Here is a 24,204-nt window from a genome sequence, read left to right on the forward strand (position 1 = left end):
GAGAAAATTACGCCGGTTCAGCTTCCGTTCCATATTTTAGCTTGCGAGCGAATGAGCGAACGGAGGCAAGCCGTTCTTCATCAGACAAGGACGGGGCGTCCCACAGGTCTGCACAGTGGTTGATCAGCGCCGATCCGACGATAAAGCCGTCCGTGTGCTGCGAAAGCTCCATGGCATCCTCATGCGTCTTAATACCGAAGCCAACGAGGAGAGCGTTGTCTGTGACGAGGTTACGGGCACGGTGCAGGTACGCGTCGACGTCGCCGGACAGGGAGCTTCCGGTGAGCCCGGTCACGCTAACGGCGTAGACGAAGCCGCTGGCGAGTTTGTCGATACGCTGAATCCGTTCGTCGCTCGTGTTTGGCGCGATAAGGAAGACGATATCCAGGTCGTGCCTCTGCGCCGCGTCCGTGATAAACCGGGCTTCTTCCGGGGGGACATCCGGAAGGATCACGCCGTCAACCCCGGCTTCGCTCGCCCGCTCGCAGAACCGCTCCGCTCCGTACTTCAAGACCGGGTTGACGTATCCCATGAGCAGCAGCGGGGTGTCACTCTCTTCGCGAAAGGCGGCCGCCGTTTCGAACGCGTCGTCCATGGTGACGCCGTGTGACAGGGCGCGCTCACTCGAGCGTTGAATGGGGAGACCTTCGGCGAGAGGGTCGCTGAACGGCATTCCGAGTTCGACAAAGTCGACGCCCGCTTCGTCAATGGCTCGAAGGATCGGAAGCGTCGCATCCGGGTTGGGGAATCCGTTCGTCAGGAACAGTCCCATCGCCTTTTCCCCGCGATCACGGAGGTCAGCAAATGTTTTATCGAGTCGGGACATAGGTGGAGCAGATCGAAATGGAGAGGGCGAAAGGCGAAGTATGGGTGTAGCCGGTGGCTGTGACGTGGAATCTGTACCAGTCGGGAGGCGTCCCGGAGCCTGAACAGATCTTACCGGTGCTTGGCGATGGTTTCCATGTCTTTGTCGCCACGACCGGAGCAGTTGAACACGATGACAGCATCTTCACCGAGTTGGTCGGCGAGCGTCGGTAGCAAGTGGACAGCATGCGCCGTCTCAAGTGCCGGAATGATGCCTTCCGTTTGCGAGAGAAGTTCGACGCCGTGAAGTGCTTCCTCGTCCGTGACGGGGTGGTACTGTGCGCGGTCGAGGTCGCGGAGGTGGGCGTGCTCTGGCCCGATGCCCGGGTAGTCGAGTCCGGCCGACACACTGTGCGCGATTTCGACCTGTCCGGAGTGATCCTGGAGCATGACACTCATCGCTCCATGCAAAACGCCTGGCGTGCCCTTGGCGAGCGTTGCGGCGTGACGTCCGTTGAGTCCCTCACCAGCGGCCTCTGCGCCGTGGAGCTGTACGTCTTTATCGTTGATAAATGGATACCAGATGCCGATCGCATTGGAACCGCCACCAACGCAGGCGACGATTGCATCCGGCGTCTCACGCCCCTCTTTTTCCAGAAGCTGGGCGCGGGTCTCATTCCCGATCACGCGATGGAAGTCGCGAACCATCATCGGATACGGATGAGGGCCCACGACGGAGCCGATGATGTAGAACGTGTCGATCGGATTCGAGACCCAGTCTCGAATCGCCTCGTTCGTAGCATCTTTGAGCGTCTGGCTTCCGCTGGTGGCGGGGCGGACTTCCGCTCCGAGGAGCTCCATTCGTTCCACGTTCAGCCGCTGTCGCTCAATGTCCTCCGACCCCATGTAGACGATGCAGTCCAGACCGAATTTGGCGCAGACCGTCGCCGTCGCAACACCGTGCTGGCCAGCTCCCGTCTCGGCAATGATACGCGTCTTGCCCATGCGCTGGGCGAGAAGGATTTGCCCGATCGTGTTGTTGATCTTGTGGGCACCGGTGTGGCACAGGTCTTCTCGCTTGGCGTAAATCTTGGCTCCGCCGAGTTCGGTCGTCAGCCGGTCGCAGAACGAGAGCGGCGTCGGTCGGCCTACGTACTCCCGGAGGAGATCGCGGTATTGCTTATCGAATTCAGGATCGACCCGGGCTTCCGCATAGGCAGATTTTAGTTCCTCCAGAACCGGATACAGGATTTCCGGGACGAAGGCGCCGCCGTACGTGCCAAAATGGCCGGTGGCGTCCGGGGCGTCGTAGCGTTCGGTGGATGCGATGTTCGGATTGTTCGTCATGGAGGGGGCAGGTGCGCCGTCGCCCGTTGCCGAAGAGTCTGCGGACCGAGAAGACGCCGAAGCGTCAGAAGAGGTAGGCATGGTCGTGAAGGTCTGCGTGCAGGTAGGCAGAAAGTGGAATCGGCGGTACGGGCCGGAGGAAAAAACGGAATGACGGAGAAAGAGAGGGGTCGCTATGACGCCATATCGGTTTCCGACGGATTGCTTTCGTCGCTCATTTTTTTGTTGACGCGTCGAAACGTTTCGAGGAAGGCATCGACTTTTTCAAAGCTCTTCTGGCCGGGAGCACTTTCGACGCCGCTGGATAGATCGATAGCGTACGGACGCATCGTCTTGACGGCTCGCTCGACATTGCTGTCGTCTATGCCACCTGCTAGGAAAAGGGAGTATTCGTTTGATAAATCGCGTGCAAGGCGCCAGTTAAAAGACTCGCCCGTTCCTCCCCACACGCTCGAGTTGTGCGTGTCGAGCAGGAAGTGGTCGACGAGATCCTCGTAGCGCTCCATGATCGCTCGAAGCTGATCCGATGACGCGTCGTGACGGACGCGAATCGCTTTGATGATCGGTCGCTCGATCGCCTTACAGGTTTCTGGCGACTCCTCTCCATGGAGTTGCACGTAGTCGAACCCGGCGGTGTCGGCGATAGCGTTGACCTCGTCGGCACTCTTGTTAACGAACACGCCGACCGATTCCGGGCCGTAGAGCCACTCGAGCATATCGCTCACGAGCGATGGGACGACGTACCGCGGGCTGTCTTCGTGTTGGACGAAGCCGAGGTAGTCGACTCCCTCACCGGCGAGGTAGCGGGCGTCGGCGAGGTCGGTGATGCCGCAGATTTTGAGCTTGGTGCGCATAGAGAGCGGAGTCGGAGGGAAAACGTCTAGTTGAAAAAAGAACTTAGCGGATCAGGCCTGCTGCATGGCGATCTCTTTGGCCTCGTTGCGGAGGTCGTCGAGCGCTTGTCCCGGATCTTCTGCGCGCATGAAGTGCTCGCCGATCAGAACACCGTTCACGCCGTTCTGCCGAAGTCGAACGAGTGTTGCCGGATCGCTCAAACCGCTCTCCGAAACGCGACCAACGTTGCGAGGGACGTGCTCAAAGATTCGGAGCGAGTTGTCTACATCGACTTCGAACGTGTTCAGGTCGCGGTTATTGACGCCGAGGATCGAGACCTGGTCGAAATCGATCTTATCCAGGTCGTCGAGCGCGTAGACCTCAACGAGGCAGTCGAGTCCGAGGTCGGTGGCTGCTTGATGCAGGTGGCGAAGCTGGCGGGCGTCGAGAGCCGTTGCAATGAGAAGGACCGCATCCGCGCCGACCGCACGAGCTTCGACTAATTGATACGGGTCGATGATGAAGTCCTTCCTCATCAGCGGGACATCTTCGACGTGCGCTCGGATCCAGGCAAGGTTCTGAAGTGAGCCCTGGAAGTGATTCGGCTCCGTCAGGACGCTGATCGCGTTGGCGCCATGCTTCACGTACGACTGCGCGATCTGTGCCGGCCTAAACGGCTCCCGGATGACTCCTTTCGACGGCGACGCTTTTTTTACTTCGCAAATGAACGACATCCCTCGCGATTTCAGTGCTTCGACGAGGGAGAGCGGCTCCCGGTCGGTGTAGAACGGCCGTTGCTCCAGTTCCTGTACCGGCGTCTCCTTCTTCCGCGTCGCGACAAGCTCACGGGTGTCGTCAATGATCTGGTCGAGAATACTCATGGCGAGTGGAAGCGTAGAAGGAGGGAAGAGTCAAGAGGGAGAAACGTGTCTCCCGGTCTGGTAGGTTGGGGAGTGAAGTCGATCGAGTCAGCCTTTCGGGGCATCTTGGGAGACTTCGATCAGGCGATCGAGCGTCCGGCTAGCGTTGCCGCTGTCGATGCTGTCGTTGGCGGCCTCGATGCACGCGTCGATGTCCTCAAATTTGCCGCTTGTTTGGAGCGCGTAGGCGGCGTTCAGAACGGCGACATGTCGGCGGGGACCCTTGTCATCGCCGGACAGAATGTTGCGGAGAATAGCCGCGTTGTCGGCAGCGGTGCCGCCGGCCAGTGCGGAGATCGGCGCCCGATTGATTTCATGCTGTTCTGGCCCAACTTCGCGGCTCCGCGGGACGCCGTCGCCATGTACGTTGTCGTACTCAAACACCGTCGTAGAGGCTGACACCGACACCTCGTCGAGCCCATCCTGCGCGTGGAGGGTTACGACGTGCTCCGCATCGAGGTGCGACAGGATGCGCACCATCATCTGCGCGGTCTTCGTGTTGAAGGCGCCGACGAGCTGACGTTTGACCCCGGCCGGATTGCAGAGCGGCCCGAGAATGTTGAAGAACGTTCGCACGCCGAGCGACTTGCGAACGGGCATGACGTGACGCATTGCCGGGTGAAAGTAGGGCGCGAATAGAAAGGCAATGCCGACTTCGTCCAGGCAATGTTCCACGCCGGCCTTCTGGAGTTCGATCTCTACGCCCAGGTGTTCGAGAACATCCGCGGAGCCGGATTTTGAGGATACGGAGCGGTTGCCGTGCTTGGCCACGGTCGCGCCGGCGCCGGCAGCGATGATTGCGGCCGTTGTCGAAATATTAAAGGTGGAAGCGCCGTCACCGCCCGTGCCGCAGAGGTCAATCGTGTGAGGGTCGTCAACATCTACGGAAATGGCGAACTCGCGCATCACTTTCGTGAAGCCAACGAGCTCGTCGAGCTGTTCTCCGCGGGCGCGGAGTCCCATGAGGAGAGCAGCCACGTGCTCGGGCAAAGCGTCACCCGTCATCATGATGCGCATGGCAGACTCAGCCTGCTCGCGCGTGAGTGGGTGTCCGTCGGCAATCGCGTTCAGATACTCCTTCATTCGGCGGGGTGGTGCGGTGAGGGGAGAGGACAGCGTGTCGTTCGGAGCGTAAAGCTCAGGCGACGATCAGGATGATCGTGCAGGATCGAGGTCGATGGAGCCAATGGACCGGAGCCAGTTCGCGATGATGCGCGGACCGGCCTTCGTGAGGACGCTCTCTGGATGAAACTGAATGCTTTCGATCGGATGGTCTCGGTGGCGCAGGCCCATCACGGTGCCGTCGTCGGTCTCGGCGGTGATTTCGAGCACGTCCGGGATGGATTCGCGGTCAACGACGAGCGAATGGTATCGTGTCGCCTCGAAATTCTGCTCGACACCGTCGAAGACCGAGTGGCCGTCGTGGGTCACCGTGCTTGTTTTGCCGTGCATCAGTTCTCGAGCGTGCGTAATTGACCCGCCAAACACTTCGCCAATCGCTTGATGGCCGAGGCACACGCCGAAAATCGGAATGTCTGCGCCGAGGTGCTCGATGATGCCCTCCGTAATGCCCGCCTCGCGCGGCCGTCCAGGTCCCGGAGAAATCAGAATGCCGTCGGGAGCCATGTCGCGAACCTCCTCGAGCGTCCGGTCATCATTGCGAATGACCTCCAGGTCGTCGGTATGCCGCCCCACCAGGTGCACCAGGTTGTACGTAAAGCTGTCGTAGTTATCGATGATGAGGATCATTGGGGCAACCCGTTTGGAGGTTCGGAAGTGTGGAAGGGTGGAAGTGTCGAAGTGTGAATGTGTGAAAGTGGGGGAGGTTACTTGTCGTCGTTTTGGGTATGGCACCATTTGTCGGCGTTTACCTTCATTTTGACCAGGCCGCCGATGATCGAACGATATCGTGATTCGAAATTATCGACTTCGTTTGAGACGTATCCATGCTCAGCGGCCAGATCGAGCCAGACGATCGTTTCCGATGCTTCGCTGAGCGCGTCTGACAGTTTGCTCGAAAAGTGTTTGGGATAGTCTCGTTTGAACCATGCTTCGCCAATGTTGGCGCACACCGACCGTGATGCTCTCCGAATTTGGTCGGTCATGGAGTACCGCTCGCTCGGAGGCCAGTCGGTCGAAAGTCTAAAAATCTCACTTGCGCAAGCGAATGCCTGCTCGTAAACACGAAGGTCTTTAAAATCCCTCACCATGGGCCTTCTACTGAGTCTGTATCATTTATTGTGTCTTGTTAATAGTAGTACAAACAACACAATAAATAAACTACATTCATCCGTTCACACGTCCATACCTTCAAACGTGGGGCGCTAGCCCCACAGCTTCGCGGGCCTTCTCCATAACCGGTGCGACTCGGGCTCGGGCTCGGTCGGCGCCTTGCTGGAGGACGTCGTGCACGTAGTCCGGGCGGGACGCGAGGTCCTTGCGTCGGGCGCGGGCCTCGGCGAAGTTCTCGGTGATGAGCTGCAGGAGTTCTTTCTTGGCGTGGCCGTAGCCGTAGCCGCCTGCGCGGTATTTTGCAGCGATCTCCGCCTGCGTCTCGTCGTCGGCGAAGAGCTTGATCAGCGCGAACACGTTGCAGCTCTCTGGATCCTTCGGCTCATCGAGCGGCGTGGAGTCGGTCACGATGCTCATGACCTTTTTCTTCAGCTCCTTGCCTTCGTCGAAAATGCCGATCGTGTTGCCGTAGCTCTTCGACATCTTCTGCCCATCGATACCGGGTACGACGGCGACGTCGTCGAGGATGTACGGCTCGGGAATGGGGAAGAGTGGGTCATCCGGCGTGTAGGTCTGATTGAACCACCGAGCGCAGTCGCGCGCGATCTCGAGGTTTTGCTTCTGGTCGGCGCCGACCGGGACGCGTGTGCCAAGGTAAGCCAAAATGTCGGCTGCCTGGAGCACGGGGTAGGTAAACAAGCCGGCGTTCGGTGTGAGACCGGCGTTGACCTTTTCCTTGTATGAGACGCCTTTTTCGAGCCGACTCGTCGGGATCAGGTTGAGCAGCATCCACATCAGCTCCGTCACTTCCGGCACGTCGCTCTGGCAGAAAAGTGCAGATTCGTCCGGGTCGAAGCCTAGAGCGAGGTAGTCGAGGGCTACGTCCAGCGTATGCTGCCGCAGCGTATCCGCGTCCTGCACGGTCGTCATCGCGTGGTAGTTCACGATGAAGTAGAACGACTCGTGCTCCGTGTGCAGGTCGATGTGCTGGCGGAGAGCCCCGAAATAATTGCCGAAGTGAAGTCGGCCGGAGGGCTGGATGCCGGACACGACGACGGTGTCGAAGTCCTTCTCGGGGGCGTCGTCCTCGTGGGATGCGGCGTCGGTGGTGGGCGCGTCGGTAGGCATGCGTGTTCAGAAAACAGAAGTCGGAGCGAACGGGGTGTGGGGCCGGCCGGAGCCAGGCAACCAGGGGTTAGCGGCGGGTGAGCTGGCTCTTCATTTTCTCTAGCCCTTTCAACCGATCGTGACTGTTTGACGCGACGAGTTCGAGAATGGCACGGGTACGCATCTGGTGCTCGATGTCCTCGCGCTCCGTCTCGACCGTCGTTTTGAAATCGCGCTCTTGCTCGATGAGCGAGTTGACGATCTCAAGGCCGTCGTTCCCAAGGTCGTATTGATCCGGCTCAAGGTCGGTACCGTTGTAGGCAGCACCACCCGCACTGAAGATGGTCTCTGACAGCTTGCCCACGTCCATCCGTGATGTCCGCTGCATCTCACGAAGTGCTTCGACCATGTCTTGACGGCCGAGCGAACGGATGGCGGCCTCGTAGTTGTGGTTGAGTACGATATGCTCCTTGACAATGGGGTTGAGACGCTCAACGGTTTCCGCACGCGTGATCGTGCGACCCGCCCAGCCTCTGCCAAGAAGCAGTTCTTTCAGTTTGTTCGGCATCGGAAAAAGGAGTCAGAGAGGTCAGATTGCGAGAGGGTACGGCTCGGTCGGAAGGTGAATGATCTTCCGAAGTGAGACTAGTACGTGATAACGGTCAGATCGGGGCGAGGTTTGCCCTTCAACCCGTCTCCAAGAAGCATTTGCAAGGGTCTATCGTGTTCGTTTCGTTCAGTGGCGAAAAAAGGTGTCTAGAGCAACCCATCGGATGCTACGCGCATGGCCTCGCGCAGTGCAGCGGCCTTGTTGCGCGTCTCTTCGTACTCGGCCGTTGGGTCGCTGTCGGCGACAATGCCTGCACCGGCCTGCACATAGATGGAGTCGTCTCGGACGACCATCGTGCGGATCGCGATACACGTGTCGAGGGTCCCGTTGAAGTCGATGTAGCCGACCGCTCCGGCATAGACGCCCCGGCGGCTGGGTTCAAGTTCGTCGATGATCTCCATCGCTCGGACTTTCGGTGCACCGCTCACCGTGCCGGCCGGGAAGCAGGCCGCGAGCACATCGAGTGGACCCTCGTCGTCGGATACGGTGCCGGCGACGGATGAGACGATGTGCATCACGTGCGAGTACCGCTCGATGAACGCGTACCGTTCCACCTCGACCGAGTCGTACGAGCATACGCGTCCGAGGTCGTTGCGGCCGAGATCGACAAGCATCAGGTGTTCGGCGCGCTCCTTCGGGTCGGCGAGAAGTTCGTCGGCCAGGTCGGCGTCCTCTTGTTCATCCGCGCCTCGCGGCCGGGTGCCGGCAATCGGGAGTACCTCTGCGCGGTTGTCTTCGACGCGAACGAGGACCTCAGGAGACGAGCCGACGAGAGCGATGTCGTCGAAGTCGAGGTAGAAGAGGTAGGGGGAAGGGTTGACCTGCCGGAGGGCACGGTACAGATTGAAGCGGTCGCCGTCGAATGCCATTTCGAACCGCTGCGACAGAACGACCTGGAAGATGTCGCCATCGTACACGTACTGCTGTGCGGTGCGGACGGCATCCTCGAACGCGTCCTGGTCAAAGTTCGATGTCATGCCGTCGCCCGTGAGTCGCACGGGTGCACCGCTCATCGGGGGCTGCACGAGATCGGCCTCGAGCCGTCGGAGTCGACGTTGAGCTTCCTGGTAGGCCGCATCTGGGTCCGTGTCCGGATCGACGAACGCGTGGGCGATCATAACCACCTGATGTCGCACGTGGTCGAAGGCGGTCACCGTATCGTAGAACGCCCAGATCGCATCCGGCACGTCCAGGTCGTCGGGCGGGGCATCTGGAAGATCCTCGATCAGGCGAACGGTGTCGTACCCCATGTAGCCCACGGCCCCTCCAGTGAGTCGGGGGAGGCCGGGTACATCGACCTCGTCGTACCGATCCATCAAATCGGCCATGACGTTGAAAATGTCCCCTGTCGGCTCGTCTCGCAGCGCTTCGCCGGGGACGCGGCGGGTGTTGATCGAAACCGTCGCGCCGTCATCCTGGGCCTGGATGATGCGGTAGGGATTGCGACCGATGAACGAATAGCGCGCGAGCTTTTCACCACCTTCAACGCTTTCCAGAAGAAAGCAAAAGGGCGCATCCTGCCGGAGGGACAGGAACGCGGACACCGGCGTGAGCAAATCTGCAGACCGGCGAACGGGAACGGGTACGACGACGTGGTCGGAACCGTCGGCGCGCGCAGCCTGAACGATGGAAACAAACTCCTCTTGCGTCATGAACAGCGAGTGGGAGAGAGGGCGGGGAAAGATCAGTGAGGCCAAATAAAAAACCCACTGCCTCGGGGAAGCAGCGGGTCAAGGGGCATCCTTCTAAAAGTCGATGCTATTCAGACGCGAGGTGGAAGCACGCGCAGCCCTTGACCCGGAGTCCAGGCCACCACCAGCGCCACGTCGTGTTGTTGATCGCGTTTGCCATAGCAACTTCACTATACACAACCGCACCGTATCCTGCAACCGGTGGGACCTTGAAAAAGAAATGATGTACCGTCCTCGTCAAATTCGGCTGCGCGTCAGGATGCTAGTCGTCATTTCATTCGTGTGAGATTCGTTGGTTCTGGGCCGGAGGCACGGAGTCGGAGGATGAGATCCGGTACGTCGGGTAGGCAATGTGTATTTCTTCATGCTCCTGAAAGCGGCGTAGGATTTCCGAGATGAGGTCGTGCCGTACGCTTCGGCGCCCGCGTGCTGCCGTTAAATGTCGCAGTGTGAGCTTGACGCCGTGATCGGCGAGCGAAACATAGACATATGGGGTGAGGACGTTCATTTGAACGAGATACTCGCTCGTCATCTGGCGGAGCTGTCGCCGAGCCGGTTCTTCGCAGTTCGGGACCGTCGCGTCGGCGATCTCGAGAATGATCTCCCGTGCCTCTTCCCAGTCGGATTCGAAGGTGACCACGACAGACTGCTCGAACCAGAGATATTCAAACCCTTCCGTGTAGTTCTTGACGCCGTGCGTATACAACCAGCCGTTCGGCACGTGGACCAGTCGACCGGTGCTCTGGTGGGCCTCGACCCACTCGCCGACCTCCAGCATGGTTGTCTGGGTGAGGCCGACATCGACGACGTCCCCCCGAACATTGTTAACCTCGATGCGGTCGCCGCGTCGGTAGGGCGGGTGGAGCTGCAGGTGGATCCAGCCGACAAAGCTGAGGAGCACGTCCCTCAACGCAACGGCCAGACCCGCACCGATGATTGTCAGAACGGTAATCAGCTGGCTCGCGTTGGGCGACCAGAGTGCGATCGTCAGCACGATCGCGATGAGCCACAGCCCGCGCGACAGCCACTTGGACGCCATGTACTGCCGCTCCTGCTCGTCGAACGTCGCCAGAGCAATGCGGCGAGCGATCGCTGAGAGAACGATCGTCGCGATAATAACGATGAGCGTCCCGATCAGGCGTCGAACCAGGACCGGATTCAGTGCGATAAACTCGTCCACGTTAGAGAGAGGCTGGGAAGCGACGGAATGGAATGCAAACCTACGTCGAAGGATGGATGCATTTCAAACGTGGACGGCGCGTAAGAGATGGCTCGCAAGACCCACGTTCCGGGTCCGGAGCGACTCAGCGACCTGCCATCCAGCATTTTGCAATGCCGTAGTGAGGTCGGTTGGTTTTCCGCCGCCGAGTGCAATAGGTACTGCGCGCACGAGGAGGTCCCAGAGTCGCTCGTCCGCGCGTTCCGGTAGGGCCGGTGTGATCGTAACGATCCGAGCTCCCGGTTTGGAAACGCGCTTCATCTCATGCAAGGCGTCGACACGCCGGGGAGGTCGGAGGAGGTCGAGAACGTATGCGGAAAGAATCGCGTCGAAGCTGCCGGTCTCGAAAGGAAGGGAGAGAATGTCTGCCTGTTGTAGCGTCACGTTTGGTTTCCCTGTCGCACGACGCCGTGCCCGGCGGAGCATCGCTTTTGATCGGTCGACGCCGGTAATACGGACGGCGGGCCGCTTGTTGGGGAGAAGCGGAATGGAGAGCCCCGTTCCGCAACCGGCGATAAGAACGGCGTCCCCATCCTGAACATTCAGTAATTCGGTTGCTCTACGTCGGGCCTCCCGGGAGACACGCTGTGCGAATCCGTCGTAGAATGGCGCGAGCGCAGTGTAGAGGGTCGGCGTCCATTCGGGGGGAATGTACCAGGTCACGTGAGCGGAGGGAAGCGGGGTGGGTGGTGAGGGGGAACTTAACGGATCGTGGGGTCTTGTGTCCCACGGTTGGCGTCCGGGCGTTGCCTTAGACTGCATTTGCCAATTTTTCTAGGATCCAGTCTGCATGTCCTTTCGCGCATTACTTCTGTATGTATCCGCGTACCGCCCCGTTATGGAGCGGACAATCGTCGTGTCGTCGTTGGCCGGGATCGTGGTTATCATGCATCTCGGACTGCAGATGGCCGTCGGGTTTCCCAACGGATGCCTCGGGTTGATGCTCGTACCTGGAGACCTGGCATCCTGTGGACGCATGGTTCACGGTGGATTGCCGGTTGTTGCGGGAATGCCTGTCGTTTCAGTGATGACGGGCCTTCTTGCTGCAATTGCGGGAACGAGCATAGCCTTTTTCGTTGTCGCCTACCTTGCACCGCCGCTTGGGCGCTGGGTCGCTCTGGTACGGCTCGGTGTGATATCGATGGCCGCAGGCGTTACGACCTACTACGTCATCGCATCATCAATCGCGTCAGGTGGTGCCGGTGCGATTGCTGCCGTGATGTCGGTCATGACGGGCATTAGCCTGCTTTTCGCTCTCGCGTCCACGCTCATCTCGCCGCGTACACCCAGCGCGATCATGAGCTCGCAGTCGCTGTCTGATCGCACCTTTAAGCGGGAAACCGCCTTCGTGATTTACCTCGTCGCGCTGGCGATCGTGCTCGTCGGGGCTGATTACGCGGCATACGACGCGTTGTCGACCGGGGGAGGAGAGCCGGGCAGGACGACATCCTTGCTGGGAGGAAAAGCGGCTTTGTCTACCGGCGAATGATACGGACCCAGCGAGCATATCTCGTTCGGTCTGAGTGCTCTGTGTCGATGGGGGCATGGGCGTGCGTTGGAGAAGGACTGAGCGATCACTTTGGCTGAGTCGAGGGTCATGGGCTCTCATGAATTCGAGTAGCGAGGGGAGAGACGAGATTGTCGATGGACGGCCTGCCGGGGCAGGTGGAGTAGCGCCTTCATCCCCATTTGATTGTATTTTTTGGAAACGCGCTGTATCGGAGGTTCGCGAATTCCTTTATTGCTGTATGCGGACGCGGATCGTAGTCCCGCTATCCGCATTTGGCAGCTTTCCTCCTGCTGTACCGAAATGTTTTACGCCGATCGGCGATGCCGCGACTGCCGTTCGAGCGAATCCGTGATCTCCCGCCTTTCGTTTCCGCTTCTGCCACATGCCTGACGCATCCACGCTGGACCTGATTCAGCCGACTGACCTCGACGAGCGCACCATTAACACCATCCGCTTCCTGGCTGTGGATGCGGTGGAAAAGGCCAACAGCGGCCACCCCGGTATGCCGATGGGTGCAGCCCCGATGGCCTACGTGCTCTGGAGCCGTCACCTACGTCACAACCCAACCGATCCGCACTGGGTTGACCGTGACCGCTTCGTCCTCAGCGCGGGCCATGGCTCGATGCTACTGTACGCGCTGCTGCACCTGACGGGGTATGATCTTTCGCTGGAGGAAATCAAGAACTTTCGCCAGTGGGACAGCCTGACGCCCGGGCATCCCGAAGTACACCACACGCCCGGTGTCGAAACGACCACCGGCCCCCTTGGGCAGGGCTTCGGAAATGGAGTCGGAATGGCTATTGCTGAGCGATACCTGGCCGCGCACTTCAACGATGAGCCCGGAGCAAATGATGAACTCATCGACCACTATACGTACGGCATCGTCAGTGATGGCGACCTGATGGAAGGCGTGGCGTCCGAAGCCGCATCGCTCGCCGGACACCTGGGGCTCGGCAAGCTGATCTATCTGTACGACGACAACGAGATTTCCATCGATGGCTCAACGGACCTCGCGTTCACTGAGGATGTCCAGCAGCGGTTCGAAGCGTACGACTGGCACGTCATCACGGTGGAGGATGGAAATGACCTGGAAGCAATCGACCGGGCCATTATCGAAGCCAAAGCGGAAACGGATCGACCGTCGCTGATCGAAGTCAAGACGCACATCGGATACGGAAGTCCGAACCAGCAGAATACCGCCGCCGCCCATGGCTCCCCGCTCGGAGCGGATGAGGTCGAGCTGACGAAGGAGAATCTCGGCTGGGAGGAGGACGAGTCGTTCTACATTCCGGACGACGTGCTTGAGCACATGCGGGAGTCCATCGACCAGGGCGCTGCGCTCCAGGCCGAATGGAACGGCCGCTACCAGCAGTTCCGCGTGGAAAGCCCGGAGGCTGCGGATCGATTTGATTCGTGGATGGCCGGGGAGCTGCCCGATGACCTCGACGATGCTCTGCCGGACTTCGAGGCAGGCGACGAACTCGCGACGCGCAAGGCAAGCGGGAAAACGCTGTCTGCACTCGTCCCGGTCGTTGGGGACATGCTCATTGGCGGGTCTGCCGACCTCAGTGGGTCGAACAAGACCGAGGTCGACGGCCGAACAGACTTTCAAAAGGACAACCCGGGAGGGCAGTACTTCCGCTTTGGTGTTCGTGAGCATGCCATGGCCGCCGCCGCGAACGGGATGGCCTTGCACGGAGGGGTTCGCCCGTACGTCGCCACCTTCCTGATCTTCAGCGATTATCTGCGGCCTTCGTTGCGTCTCAGCGCGCTGATGGAGCAGCCCGTCATCTACGTGTTCACACACGACAGCATCGGGCTCGGCGAGGACGGCCCGACGCACCAGCCGATCGAGCACCTGGCGGCGCTTCGCGCAATTCCGAACGTGACGCTATTCCGCCCGGCCGATGCGGCGGAGACCGCGCAGGCATGGGTCGCCGCGCTCCGCAACACGGATGGACCGACGGCCTTCGCCCTGACGCGGCAGACCGTGCCTACATTCGACCGGTCGGTTATGGGGCCGGCAGAAGGCGTTCATCGGGGCGGATATATCCTCTCCGACGACGACGGTACCCCCGACATCATCCTCATGGGGAGCGGTAGCGAGGTCCAGCACGCCGTTGCCGCCGCCGATACGCTGCGCAAGGACGGGATCAACGTTCGGGTCATCAGCATGCCCTCGTTCGAGCTGTTCGACCAGCAGGATGAGGCATACCGGAACAAGGTGCTGCCGCCGGAGGTGACGGCACGCGTATCGATCGAGGCTGGTGTGACCTACGGCTGGGAGCGATTCGTCGGGCCGGAAGGACGGTCTATCGGAATCAACCGCTTCGGCTCGTCTGCTCCTGGCAGCATCAACATGGAGAAATTTGGCTTCACACCAGAGAACGTGGTGGGAATGGCCCGCGACGTCCTAAATCAGTGAGCAACGTTGATTGACGCTTGAGAGCCTGCACGATGGGGCGACTTCCACGCGGAGGTCGCCCCGTCCTGCTTTACGACGGGATACACGGGCCACGGCAGGAATCAGACGGTCGTCGCATGGATTTGAATGGCTGGATGGACACAGGGCATCACGCGAACTTTCGTTTGTCTAACTGGCGAGGATCTCAGTGTCTGATTCGGCGTCAATCCAGAAAATGCTGCGAAACCGCCCTGTAGGCTGTGCCCCGTCGCGATCCGGTCTTGCGTCACCGGGTTCGTGCATCTATCCTGTGACCGCTCTGTTTAGAACGCTGAATGTATTTTCCCCTGTTTCCCGCGATCCCTATGAAACGTATCGCTGCCGCCCTCGCGATTATCTTTGCCATCGGATTCTCGTCCTGCCAGTGCTCGTACAAGCCACCGGTTCCCCCCGTGGAAGACGATAAGGTTGCTGTCGTCGTCCCGGACGCCCCTGTTGCTCCGAACGGGATTCGCGCGTAGCCCTAGTTACAGCGCCAGCGCGTCGGGCGAGCTGAACGACGGATTATCCAGGTGCTGTCTCGGCAGCCAGCCGGCTTGTCAACTGCTACTCTCGGTTAGCGCGTAGAGAGGATCTGCGGCGCGCACACGTCGTACACATAACCCTATCTGAGGAGACGTGCTGCGCCCAGAAATCGTGCATCCATGGCGATCCCGGATCACAAACTTGAGGAAGTTCGCGATGTCGCGGATGTGGTCGATGTAATCAACGATTACGTCAACCTGAAGCGGAGCGGATCCCGCTTCAAGGGGTTGTGCCCGTTTCACGATGAGAACACGCCTTCGTTCAGCGTCGATCCGGAGAAGAATCTCTACTACTGCTTCGGTTGTCAGCGTGGCGGAGACGTCTTCAAGTTCGTCCAGGAAATCGAAGGCGTTGGGTTTCTCGAAAGTGTACGCATGCTCGCCGAGCGGTTCGGCGTTCCGCTGCCGGATGACGAGATCAATCCGGAAGCGGCGAGCGAGAAGGAAGCGATTTTCCACGCGCTTCGGTGGGCCGCCCGGTGGTTTTACAACCAGTTAACGGACACGAACGGCGGATACGAGGCGATGGAGTACCTGCACGACCGCGGGTTTCAAGACCGGACGATTGCCCGATTTGGTCTTGGCTGGGCACCCGATCGGTGGGACGGCCTACTCAAGGCTGCGAAGGAGGAGCAAATTGACGAAGAGATTCTTCAACGCGCCGGTCTCATTATCGAGCGAAATGACGGCAGCGGCTATTACGATCGCTACCGTGGGCGCGTGATTTTTCCGATCCTCTCGCACGTGGGGAAGGTGCTCGGCTTTGGTGGCCGTATTCTGGATGCCGACGCCGATCAGCCCAAATACATCAACTCTCCGGAGACGGAGGTCTACGACAAGAGCCGCGTCCTGTACGGTCTCCGGCAGGCTAAGCAGGCCATTCGGAGTGAAGAAGAAGTGCTTCTGGTGGAAGGCTACACGGACGTTATCTCCCTTTACCAGGCGGGGGTCGAAAACGTCGTTGCATCCAGCGGGACGTCTCTCACGGACGGCCAGGTGCAGACGCTCGATCGATACGCCAAACGCATCGTCCTCCTGTACGATGCCGACGAGGCCGGATCCCGAGCCGCCGTCCGCGCGATGAACCTCGTTCTCCAGAACGGGCTTGGCGCCTACGCGGTCGAGCTTCCCAATGGCGAAGATCCGGACTCTTTCGTTCGTGCCGAAGATGCACAGACGTTCGCTGCCTACATCGAAGAGCACCGGCAGGACTTGCCAGAGTTTGCGTATCGCCGTGCCCGCAGAGAAGGCCGTTTCGACACGCCGGAAGACCGCGTGGAGGTGCAGCGTGAAATCGTGAACGCCGTCGCTCAGATTCCAGATCGGAATCTGCGTCGTGAGTACGTGCGGCGAACAAGCGATGTCCTGAATGTACCGGATTCAGACCTTTTCCGGATGTTGGAGGAAGAGGTAGAGAAGGTCAAACGACAAGATCAGCGACGCGCACGGCGGAAACAGCGACGGCAGCAGCGCGACAACAGCTCGGGGGGAGCGTCCGTGAACGAGCCCCAGGGGCGCCCCGTGGCTCCGCCCGATGCCCGCGATGGGTCATCAGGTTCGACCGCCAATGCCAGCTCCAGCAATGATGCCCCGCCTCCTCACACCGACGCCGACTACCAGGGCGACGAATCCGACGGGAATGAAGATGCAGGAGAAGGTGCTCAAGAAGCGCGCTCCGCATCGCAACGCAGACCGCCGCTCCCGGAAGAGAAGGTTCTGCTCCGTCTGATGCTCGATAGCGGGACGCCGATGGTCGAATTCATCCTCGGCAACATGTCGCTGGGTGAGTTTACGGAAGGCCCGGCGCGCGATATGGTGGAAGTGTTCATCGATATGTACAGCGATGATGCTGTAAAGCCGACCCGGATCACGGACGGCGAATTCGGCGCTGAATTGCAGAGCCTCGCCGCATCTGTTATGGTTGACAAATACACGCCCTCGGAAAACTGGCGTCAGCGTCAGAATATTTCCGTTCCGAGGTTCAATCAGGAGCCGTACGAAGCGGGCGCGAGCGCCATGACGCTGCTCAAACTCGATCGTGTGGATGAGGCGATCACTCGGACCAAGGAGAAAATGTTTGAAGCTTCTCGATCCGCAACCGGAAATGTCGGCGAGCTCCAGAAAGAGATGATGCAACTCTACGACCTTCGCAAGCAAATTCGGAGGCGGGAGTTTTTAGACTGGGAGTAGGATGTCCTACGGACGCGCCAGCATCCCAGCAGCGCATTATCGGAGTGTTTAGTCGGACCTGGCGACGAGTCTGGTCGTTTTTTCTCGGGACAGCCCCGAACCCTCGCATGTCTTCGACACTCGACGTTGTCTTCCATGGCTTCTGATTCTGATCATTCGCTGGACCCGCCCGCCCCGGAAGATTCACCTTCCGATCTACGTCCTGCCGGCTCCACAAATCCACGCGAGACTTCATCACCCGAATCAGATGGATCGGAGTTGGAAACGGACCAGCGCGACGGCAGCGCCGATGTTGTTACCGCCGTGGAGTCGACGAGTCTAACGGACGATGACGCAGGCCTTTCTGCGAATGAGAGGGTGGAGAACGCGCGCAAAACAGCCATGCATGAGCCGTGTCGGCCGTTCGTCACGTCCGAAAGTCCTCTGGCTCGGGCCGTTCAGCCGCAACGGGTGCCGGAAGAGGCAGACGTTGATCATCCGAGCCTTTTCTTCAATCGAGAGCTAAGCTGGCTCGACTTTAACTGGCGCGTTCTGCAGATGGCGCGGGATGACAGAACGCCCTTGCTGGAGCGTCTGCGATTTCTCAGCATTACGGCGCAAAACCTGGATGGGTTCATTCGGAAGCGGATCGGTGGTCTGAAGCGGCAGGCGGCCGCCGGCGTGACGACACTTTCGCCGGATGGCCGGACCCCGGAAGAGCAGCTTGCGCACATCGTTCGGGCCGTACGGCCGATGTACAGTGCGCTCGGGCATACGTGGGATCAGCTCGAGCCGGCAATGGAAGAAGAGATCGGGCTCCGCATCCGGGATTACGCGGACCTCGGAGATGCGCAAAAACAAAAACTTGCGGCGTACTTCAGGAAAAATATCTTTCCGATTCTTACGCCGCTTGCCGTCGACCCGGGGCGGCCGTTCCCATTCATTTCCAACATGAGCCTGTCGCTCGCCGTCTTGCTGCGGCACCCGGACCGCGGTACACAACACTTCGCGCGTGTCAAGGTACCCACGAGTCGCGCTCGTTGGCTCTCCCTCGACGAACCGCTCCACTTTGTGCCGATCGAGCAAGTGATCGCGCATCACGTCAACGAGCTGTTTCGTGGGATGACGGTGGAAGGCGTCTACGCGTTCAGGGTGACGCGGAACGCCGACGTCCGGCGTGACGAGGAGGAGGCCGATGACCTCATTGAAATGATTTCTGAGCGTCTCCGCGAACGGCGCTTTGCGCCCGTCGTCCGCCTGGAGGTAGACCGCGACATGCCGGAATCCGTTCGGTCCTTTCTGATGGAGAAGCTCTCCATCGGGCCGGAGGATGTCTATGTCGCCGAAAGGGTGATCGACTTCACGGACGTGCGGGTCCTGGCCGATCTCCACGTTCCGGACGATCGATACCGAAAGGATCTTCGATTTTCAAAGTGGACGCCGCTGACGCCACCACGACTCCGTCGAGGCGTGGGGCGCGAATCAGGCGACATTTTCTCCGTGATCCGCGACAACGACCTGCTCGTTCATCATCCGTACGACTCGTTCGAAGAGAGCGTCCAGCGGTTTATCGAGGAGGCTGCGGCAGATCCTCAGGTTCTGGCGATCAAGCAGACGCTGTACCGCACGTCCGAGGACTCGCCCATCGTGGATGCGCTGATCGACGCGGCTGAAAGTGGCAAACAGGTCGCGGTGCTCGTCGAGGTCAAGGCGCGATTCGACGAGGAGAAGAACATTGCCTGGGGGCGCAAGCTGGAGGACGCCGGCGTGCACGTCGCCTATGGCCTCGTCGGGTTGAAGACGCACGCGCAGGCCGCTGTCGTCGTCCGGCGCGAGGACGATGGACTCCGGACGTACGTCCACGCCTCCACCGGCAATTACAATACGCAGACGGCGCGGCAGTACACCGATTATGGGCTACTGACCTGCGATCGAAACATCGGGTACGACTTTACGAATCTCTTTCACTACCTCACGGGCTACGCACCGGAGCAGTCGTATCGAGAGGTTGTGGTTGCGCCCCAGGAGATGCGCGACCACTTTTTGGAGATGATCCGTCGTGAGGTGCGGCACCAAGAGGAGCACGGCAACGGGCACATCATGGTGAAGATCAATGAACTCGGCGATTCGAAGATTATCAGTGAGCTTTACCGTGCCTCGCAGGCGGGCGTCCAGATTGACCTTGCGATTCGTAGTCACTGTCGCCTTCGTCCGGGGCTCGATGGCTACAGCGACTCCATTCGGGTCGTGAGCATCGTTGGTCGGTTTCTGGAGCACGACCGTGCGTTCTACTTCCACAACAACGGCGACCCTGCCGTTTACATCGGCAGTGCCGACTGGCAGCGAAGCCGGCTGGACGACCGCGTCGAAGCAGCGGTCCCGATCACCGACGAGACGCAGCGGCAGCGGGTCATTCATACTCTCAAACGTGCTATGAACGATCCTCGCACCGCCTGGGAATTGCAGTCCGACGGTCGGTACGTTCAGCGCGTGCCGGATGAGGGTGAGCTGGGGTATCAGGAGCAGCTGATGGCGGCCGCCCGGAATCGTTAAGCGGAACGGGCGTGTACCCAACGGTTCGAACGAACGCATAACCGCCGGCGATGGGACTCGATCCCTGTCGCCGGCGGTTCTATGTCTGCTAAAATGTAGAGCGTGGCCCGGATGCTACGTCGCTCGCTTTGGGCCGGACCCGCGGTGCTTCAGGTTATTTCGAGTCGAGCGACCGGGTGTAATCGTCGAGCGGATGCGTGTCCAGCGTCTCCGGCGGTTGCGGGCGCATGCGCATCTTGCCGGTCGCGAGAGTCGCGGCATCGGACAGTGTCTCCCACGGATTCGATAGCCAGATCCGGCGATGCGTCTGAATCACGTCGAGCTGCGTCTGCCGGTAATGCGTTGGGTTCGTCTCCGCGAGGCGTTCGAACGCATCGTAGATCGTAAGGAGGCGCTCGCGATTCTCTTTGGTAAATCCGAACCGCTTGATGTCGTCGACCAGGCTATCGTAGCGACGATCCCAGGCAGTGCGCTGCTCATCAGATGGAAGACGGTAGGTGTCATCATCGAACCGGAAGGTGGCTCGACTGTCCAGCGCGGTGATTCCCGCATCTTCGAGCGCTTTCGATCCGCCGGTGGGGAGGAAGAACCGAACGGCTTTTCCGTCGACGCTCGACACGAAGCGGACATTCGCAGAAGGCGTGAGTTCGCCGTCGTCCGTTTCGGGAAGGTCCAGGTGAGGGTTGAGTCCGCGGAAGCGTTCGTATGTGCTTGGCCGGTCGGCGACCATGCTCCAGTTGAGGGCCGATGTCGAGCCGTCCAGCACTCGCAGGATGTCAGCCAGCATTAGTGTCTCGCCCGGTTCAAGCTGGACGCGCTCTGCACGGACCGTATTGGAGAGGTCAATCGGGCGGTCGTCGATTGCGCGCAGCGATCCGTACGCCGATGCAACGTATCCGCGAGAGTAGGGGCCGAAGGTGGAGTTCTCGCTGACGGTCTCGAAGCCGTCGGTAATGGCCCACATGTAGGCGTCCATCACCGTGGACCCGGTGTCGAAGGCTCCGGATTGAGTGAAGAACTTTCGATAGAGCTTGTAGATGTTGCCCGGACCGGTATGGTACGCGGAGATACCGGGAATCTCATGGCCGACCGCGTTCACATAGCCTCGGAGTAGGCGGAAGGCGGGCTCCATCGTGAGGAGGGGATGCAGGTCTTCGCTGACCTCCACCCACGAACTCTCCTCCGTCCGCAGACTGTATTGGTGCACTCCGCTACGACGCAGGATAAAGGGCATCATCTGGTATCGGCTGCGCGCACCGACGTGGGACCGGAGGTCGTCCTGGTTGAACGTCTCCACGGTACCAATCTCGGTTGGAAGCAGGCTAAGGCCGAGATAGTTCGTCAGGCGAAGCTCGTAGGCGAGAAAGGGCCGGTCGCGCTCGTGTGCTTCGTCGATCTGGTTGGAGCGCCCCCACTTCACCGTGATCTCTTCCCGCGGGACGCCGCGCTCTTCCCATTTGTCCACGAGCCGGCGAGTGTGAACGCGCCGCTTCGCATCGATCGTAGGCCACTCGACGTCCGCGCCATTGTTGTAGCGCCGTCGGTCTTCTTTCAGAACGTAGACTTCCAGAAGTTCGTGGGTGTCATCACGGGCGACGCGGATCGTAAAGTTGTCATCCACTCTTTGCCGCTTATGATAGAGGTCGAGGAGGGCCTGGAAGTCCTGGTGCAGTTCGCCACGCCGGTCGGTCGGCGTCGCTCCAGCGCTCGCGTAGAGCTCGGGAGAGAAATACTCGCTGTGCACGGCGTCCGGATGCGTTGGCAGGTCGCGCAGCGTGAAGAGCCGGGACGGGACGAACGAAGACGTGGTGTCCGGCGACGAGACGGAGACCGGCACACGGAAGGTGCCCATGACTTCTTTCGCCATCGTGGTCAGGTGGCCGGACACGGTGAGTCCGATACCGATGCCGGCCAAGAGAACGATGGTAGCCGCGACGACGTGCCGCGGCTCAGCATGGTGCGAAGATGGAGACGGGGGCTGGGAGTGAGACATGAGTCAGTCGGCGGCGTTCGTGCGAAGGGGGCAGCAAGGCGGTATGGAGCAGGCCGCGATGCTGGGAGAGAGCACGGTGTTAAACGCGTGGAGACCGTCGGGGACACGGTCGCAGCGTAGGGCCTGTTACGTCGGTCGGGCGAGGTGGAACGAGGCGGCGCGGTTAGGCGGGTGAGGCGGCTCGGGCGGTGCGGGCCTGTTCCACGAACATACGGAAGAGAGGCATCATCGTCTCCCGCATTCGCTCGGGATGAAACTGTAAGCCAAGAATCCTGCCGTTTTCATGTTCGATGGCCTCGATGGTACCATCGGGTGCGGTTGCCGTTATGCGAAATCCCTCGCCCACAGTTGCGATCGCCTGTAGATGCCTTGTATTTACAGACGTGCGTTGGGTGCGAAGAGCGTCGTAAAGCCGGGAGTCGTGTTCGATCTGGATGAGATGGTTCGCAGCACCACGTTTCTGACTGTGGGTCAGCGCACCCTCCACCTCGACCTCCACGTCGCCGTAAATGGTTCCGCCGGCGCGGGCGTTAAGTAACTGCATCCCGTAGCAAATACCGATGATGGGTAGCCTTGCCGTATCGCAGAGATCGATCCAGTGTTTGTCGGCCGTCAGGCGAAGGGGATCGGTCGTTCCCAGATCGTCCGGCAGGTGGCCGACGAGACCATCCGTGACAGCGGGACCGCCCGTCACCATGAGCCCGTCAAGTGTTTCGACAAAGGCTCTTCGTGTCTCACCAGCGCTGACCATGGGGCAGGGGCAGGGAAGCCCGCCCGCCTCTTCGATGGCGAGCACATATTCCCTCCGAAGTCGTTGCTCACCATCAACGAAAGACGGAGTAATGCCAATCCGTGGGATCATAGCGCCGCGTGCTTGAGGGATCCGTTGTGTAAATTTACCAGATCGCTAGGAGAAAACGAGTCTCCCTGTGTTTTTTACACTTCCCTTATGCAGTAATTGTTGCCTGTTCGTGCTGAGTTGCTCCATCTCTCAATCTGGCGTCCACCAAAACTCCCGTATCGGTTCCGGTACAGACTCATGGCTATGTCCCGTCTCCCTCCGTTTCATCTGCCGGTTGAAGTGAATGCTCAAAATGTGCGTGTGAGGATCCGACCGATTACGCCTGCAGATCGTGAGCGTGTGCTCCGGGGCCTGCGCCAAATCTCGAAAGAGACATCGTACCACCGGTTCTTTACCCCTCGTTTCGTGCCTAGCGAGGCTCAGTTGCGGTACCTCACGGAGGTGGACGGCGATCGCCACGTGGCCCTTGCGGCCGTGAATGCGGACGATCCATCGGAGCCGGGACTCGGCGCAGCACGGTACGTGCGGCTAAAGGAGGAGCCGGATGTCGCGGAGGCAGCCATTCTGGTAATCGACGAGTACCAGCGACACGGTGTTGGTGCGCTCCTGATGGCAGCGCTCAGTCGGCATGCGTACGAGAACGGCGTGCGAGCTTTTCGAGCGTATGTGATGCAGGAGAACGACGCCTTTCTGGACTATCTTCGGAGCCTGGGAGCAACCCGCGAAATCGTGAACATGGGGGTTGTGGAAATTGACCTTCCCGTGTACGCGAACGCGGAGGATTTTCCGGAGACGCCCGTTCACGACCGGGTGCGCTGGGCATGGCGGGCGCTCAATGAAGCGCTCGTCGAGAAAGAGGTGTAGGGTGGTATCAGAACCGAGCGGCGAAGGGGGACTGAGTATGCCGTTATTGCAAAAAAGAGTCGGTAGTTAAGTACACATCGCCCGCTTTCTCCGAGTCGCGGCATGGAATCGAGGAGCCGCGTGTAATTTGCACGTAGCGTTCGAAGCGAACAGTGCCACTACCACACGTCGAGGAGCCGGATGGGCGTAGGGTCGGTCGACGCGGTGAGATCGAGTGAGAGGGTGAAGTAGCTCCGCTGCTTCATGACGTGAACGTGGCCACCGACGAGCATTCCGCGATCTAGCAAGCGATACAGAGCGGACTTGATCGTCCGCCGCCCCGCTCCACTTGTTGATGAGCCGTGAATGACCTTCAAACTAGCTCGTCCCCGGTCTTGCGCCAGTCGGAGCGTGTCGTACGTAACCTCAATCGCGTCATCAACCCTGAGCCCATGCAAGTCGAGCGTGACCATCGATCCGTCGTCCTTGATTTTTGGGCCGGGCATGGCAGGAGGTGGACTGGGTGGGAAAGAAAAAAGAGGACGTGATCCGCGTCCGTAAGATACTAAACGCCCTCGCCGG

General features: G+C 60.0%; 21 protein-coding genes. 6 read left to right on the forward strand and 15 right to left on the reverse strand.

What is annotated here, in order from left to right; genetic code table 11:
- Positions 1-7: 7 nt before the first annotated feature.
- The 12 genes from trpA to CRI94_RS12930 form a co-directional block, all read right to left on the reverse strand.
- Positions 8-826 carry a tryptophan synthase subunit alpha gene (trpA, locus tag CRI94_RS12875; protein ID WP_098076364.1) on the reverse strand — a complete coding sequence of 273 codons (819 nt, stop codon included), beginning with the start codon at positions 824-826 and terminating at the stop codon, positions 8-10.
- A 110-nt stretch (positions 827-936) separates the two neighbouring features.
- On the reverse strand, positions 937-2,151 hold the full coding sequence (trpB, locus tag CRI94_RS12880) for a tryptophan synthase subunit beta (RefSeq protein WP_098076366.1): 1,215 nt from the start codon (positions 2,149-2,151) through the stop codon (positions 937-939).
- A gap of 173 nt (positions 2,152-2,324) precedes the next feature.
- Positions 2,325-3,005: a phosphoribosylanthranilate isomerase gene (locus tag CRI94_RS12885; RefSeq protein WP_098076368.1), complete on the reverse strand. Its 681-nt coding sequence runs from the start codon at positions 3,003-3,005 to the stop codon at positions 2,325-2,327.
- A 51-nt stretch (positions 3,006-3,056) separates the two neighbouring features.
- A complete protein-coding gene (gene trpC / locus CRI94_RS12890) occupies positions 3,057-3,866 on the reverse strand; it encodes an indole-3-glycerol phosphate synthase TrpC (RefSeq protein WP_098076370.1) in 810 nt (269 codons plus the stop codon).
- Positions 3,867-3,953: 87 nt separating this feature from the next.
- Positions 3,954-4,988: an anthranilate phosphoribosyltransferase gene (trpD, locus tag CRI94_RS12895; RefSeq protein WP_098076372.1), complete on the reverse strand. Its 1,035-nt coding sequence runs from the start codon at positions 4,986-4,988 to the stop codon at positions 3,954-3,956.
- A gap of 66 nt (positions 4,989-5,054) precedes the next feature.
- Positions 5,055-5,654: an anthranilate synthase component II gene (locus CRI94_RS12900; RefSeq protein WP_098076374.1), complete on the reverse strand. Its 600-nt coding sequence runs from the start codon at positions 5,652-5,654 to the stop codon at positions 5,055-5,057.
- Between the two features lie 77 nt (positions 5,655-5,731).
- Positions 5,732-6,115 carry a four helix bundle protein gene (locus CRI94_RS12905; protein WP_098076376.1) on the reverse strand — a complete coding sequence of 128 codons (384 nt, stop codon included), beginning with the start codon at positions 6,113-6,115 and terminating at the stop codon, positions 5,732-5,734.
- 100 nt (positions 6,116-6,215) lie between these two features.
- The gene (gene trpS / locus CRI94_RS12910) at positions 6,216-7,265 is read right to left on the reverse strand and encodes a tryptophan--tRNA ligase (protein ID WP_098076379.1); all 1,050 of its coding nucleotides are present in this window, start codon (positions 7,263-7,265) and stop codon (positions 6,216-6,218) included.
- Positions 7,266-7,332: 67 nt separating this feature from the next.
- Positions 7,333-7,812: a hypothetical protein gene (locus CRI94_RS12915; protein WP_098076382.1), complete on the reverse strand. Its 480-nt coding sequence runs from the start codon at positions 7,810-7,812 to the stop codon at positions 7,333-7,335.
- Positions 7,813-8,000: 188 nt separating this feature from the next.
- Positions 8,001-9,506, reverse strand: coding sequence for an anthranilate synthase component I (gene trpE / locus CRI94_RS12920; protein WP_098076385.1), 1,506 nt, complete (start codon positions 9,504-9,506; stop codon positions 8,001-8,003).
- A 313-nt stretch (positions 9,507-9,819) separates the two neighbouring features.
- Positions 9,820-10,725 (reverse strand): mechanosensitive ion channel family protein, encoded by a 906-nt coding sequence (locus tag CRI94_RS12925; protein WP_098076388.1) that lies wholly within the window; start codon positions 10,723-10,725, stop codon positions 9,820-9,822.
- A gap of 63 nt (positions 10,726-10,788) precedes the next feature.
- Positions 10,789-11,427, reverse strand: a complete 639-nt coding sequence (locus tag CRI94_RS12930) for a class I SAM-dependent methyltransferase (RefSeq protein ID WP_179862295.1) — start codon at positions 11,425-11,427, stop codon at positions 10,789-10,791.
- A gap of 127 nt (positions 11,428-11,554) precedes the next feature.
- On the opposite strand from CRI94_RS12930, the gene CRI94_RS12935 reads away from it, so the two are divergent.
- From CRI94_RS12935 to ppk1, 5 genes are all read left to right on the forward strand, one after another.
- Positions 11,555-12,253: a hypothetical protein gene (locus CRI94_RS12935; RefSeq protein ID WP_143815400.1), complete on the forward strand. Its 699-nt coding sequence runs from the start codon at positions 11,555-11,557 to the stop codon at positions 12,251-12,253.
- A gap of 403 nt (positions 12,254-12,656) precedes the next feature.
- On the forward strand, positions 12,657-14,699 hold the full coding sequence (gene tkt / locus CRI94_RS12940; RefSeq protein WP_098076400.1) for a transketolase: 2,043 nt from the start codon (positions 12,657-12,659) through the stop codon (positions 14,697-14,699).
- A gap of 344 nt (positions 14,700-15,043) precedes the next feature.
- Positions 15,044-15,199, forward strand: a complete 156-nt coding sequence (locus tag CRI94_RS17730; RefSeq protein ID WP_179862296.1) for a hypothetical protein — start codon at positions 15,044-15,046, stop codon at positions 15,197-15,199.
- 183 nt (positions 15,200-15,382) lie between these two features.
- Positions 15,383-17,452 carry a DNA primase gene (gene dnaG / locus CRI94_RS12950; RefSeq protein ID WP_098076406.1) on the forward strand — a complete coding sequence of 690 codons (2,070 nt, stop codon included), beginning with the start codon at positions 15,383-15,385 and terminating at the stop codon, positions 17,450-17,452.
- A gap of 135 nt (positions 17,453-17,587) precedes the next feature.
- A complete protein-coding gene (ppk1, locus tag CRI94_RS12955) occupies positions 17,588-19,984 on the forward strand; it encodes a polyphosphate kinase 1 (protein WP_245846188.1) in 2,397 nt (798 codons plus the stop codon).
- Positions 19,985-20,138: 154 nt separating this feature from the next.
- Here ppk1 and CRI94_RS12960 read toward each other — a convergent pair whose 3' ends face one another.
- Both CRI94_RS12960 and CRI94_RS12965 read right to left on the reverse strand, forming a co-directional pair.
- A complete protein-coding gene (locus tag CRI94_RS12960; RefSeq protein WP_098076409.1) occupies positions 20,139-21,977 on the reverse strand; it encodes a hypothetical protein in 1,839 nt (612 codons plus the stop codon).
- Positions 21,978-22,140: 163 nt separating this feature from the next.
- On the reverse strand, positions 22,141-22,839 hold the full coding sequence (locus CRI94_RS12965) for a gamma-glutamyl-gamma-aminobutyrate hydrolase family protein (RefSeq protein WP_098076411.1): 699 nt from the start codon (positions 22,837-22,839) through the stop codon (positions 22,141-22,143).
- A 183-nt stretch (positions 22,840-23,022) separates the two neighbouring features.
- Between CRI94_RS12965 and CRI94_RS12970 the strand changes: the two genes are divergently transcribed.
- Positions 23,023-23,643, forward strand: a complete 621-nt coding sequence (locus tag CRI94_RS12970; protein WP_179862297.1) for a GNAT family N-acetyltransferase — start codon at positions 23,023-23,025, stop codon at positions 23,641-23,643.
- Positions 23,644-23,801: 158 nt separating this feature from the next.
- Here CRI94_RS12970 and CRI94_RS12975 read toward each other — a convergent pair whose 3' ends face one another.
- The gene (locus CRI94_RS12975) at positions 23,802-24,128 is read right to left on the reverse strand and encodes a Smr/MutS family protein (RefSeq protein WP_098076416.1); all 327 of its coding nucleotides are present in this window, start codon (positions 24,126-24,128) and stop codon (positions 23,802-23,804) included.
- Positions 24,129-24,204: the final 76 nt, after the last annotated feature.

It is taken from the genome of Longibacter salinarum (genome assembly GCF_002554795.1).
Lineage (GTDB): Bacteria > Bacteroidota > Rhodothermia > Rhodothermales > Salinibacteraceae > Longibacter > Longibacter salinarum.

Bases quoted from the DNA above. Each gene is read 5' to 3' on its own strand.
- trpD (WP_098076372.1), bottom strand. From the start codon at position 4,988: ATGAAGGAGTATCTGAACGCGATTGCCGACGGACACCCACTCACGCGC.
- CRI94_RS12935 (WP_143815400.1), top strand. From the start codon at position 11,555: ATGTCCTTTCGCGCATTACTTCTGTATGTATCCGCGTACCGCCCCGTT.
- CRI94_RS12970 (WP_179862297.1), top strand. From the start codon at position 23,023: ATGTCCCGTCTCCCTCCGTTTCATCTGCCGGTTGAAGTGAATGCTCAA.
- CRI94_RS12960 (WP_098076409.1), bottom strand. From the start codon at position 21,977: ATGTCTCACTCCCAGCCCCCGTCTCCATCTTCGCACCATGCTGAGCCG.
- CRI94_RS12905 (WP_098076376.1), bottom strand. From the start codon at position 6,115: ATGGTGAGGGATTTTAAAGACCTTCGTGTTTACGAGCAGGCATTCGCT.
- trpB (WP_098076366.1), bottom strand. From the start codon at position 2,151: ATGACGAACAATCCGAACATCGCATCCACCGAACGCTACGACGCCCCG.
- CRI94_RS12885 (WP_098076368.1), bottom strand. From the start codon at position 3,005: ATGCGCACCAAGCTCAAAATCTGCGGCATCACCGACCTCGCCGACGCC.
- trpC (WP_098076370.1), bottom strand. From the start codon at position 3,866: ATGAGTATTCTCGACCAGATCATTGACGACACCCGTGAGCTTGTCGCG.
- CRI94_RS17730 (WP_179862296.1), top strand. From the start codon at position 15,044: ATGAAACGTATCGCTGCCGCCCTCGCGATTATCTTTGCCATCGGATTC.
- CRI94_RS12975 (WP_098076416.1), bottom strand. From the start codon at position 24,128: ATGCCCGGCCCAAAAATCAAGGACGACGGATCGATGGTCACGCTCGAC.
- trpE (WP_098076385.1), bottom strand. From the start codon at position 9,506: ATGACGCAAGAGGAGTTTGTTTCCATCGTTCAGGCTGCGCGCGCCGAC.
- tkt (WP_098076400.1), top strand. From the start codon at position 12,657: ATGCCTGACGCATCCACGCTGGACCTGATTCAGCCGACTGACCTCGAC.
- CRI94_RS12965 (WP_098076411.1), bottom strand. From the start codon at position 22,839: ATGATCCCACGGATTGGCATTACTCCGTCTTTCGTTGATGGTGAGCAA.
- CRI94_RS12900 (WP_098076374.1), bottom strand. From the start codon at position 5,654: ATGATCCTCATCATCGATAACTACGACAGCTTTACGTACAACCTGGTG.
- trpS (WP_098076379.1), bottom strand. From the start codon at position 7,265: ATGCCTACCGACGCGCCCACCACCGACGCCGCATCCCACGAGGACGAC.
- dnaG (WP_098076406.1), top strand. From the start codon at position 15,383: ATGGCGATCCCGGATCACAAACTTGAGGAAGTTCGCGATGTCGCGGAT.
- trpA (WP_098076364.1), bottom strand. From the start codon at position 826: ATGTCCCGACTCGATAAAACATTTGCTGACCTCCGTGATCGCGGGGAA.
- ppk1 (WP_245846188.1), top strand. From the start codon at position 17,588: ATGGCTTCTGATTCTGATCATTCGCTGGACCCGCCCGCCCCGGAAGAT.
- CRI94_RS12915 (WP_098076382.1), bottom strand. From the start codon at position 7,812: ATGCCGAACAAACTGAAAGAACTGCTTCTTGGCAGAGGCTGGGCGGGT.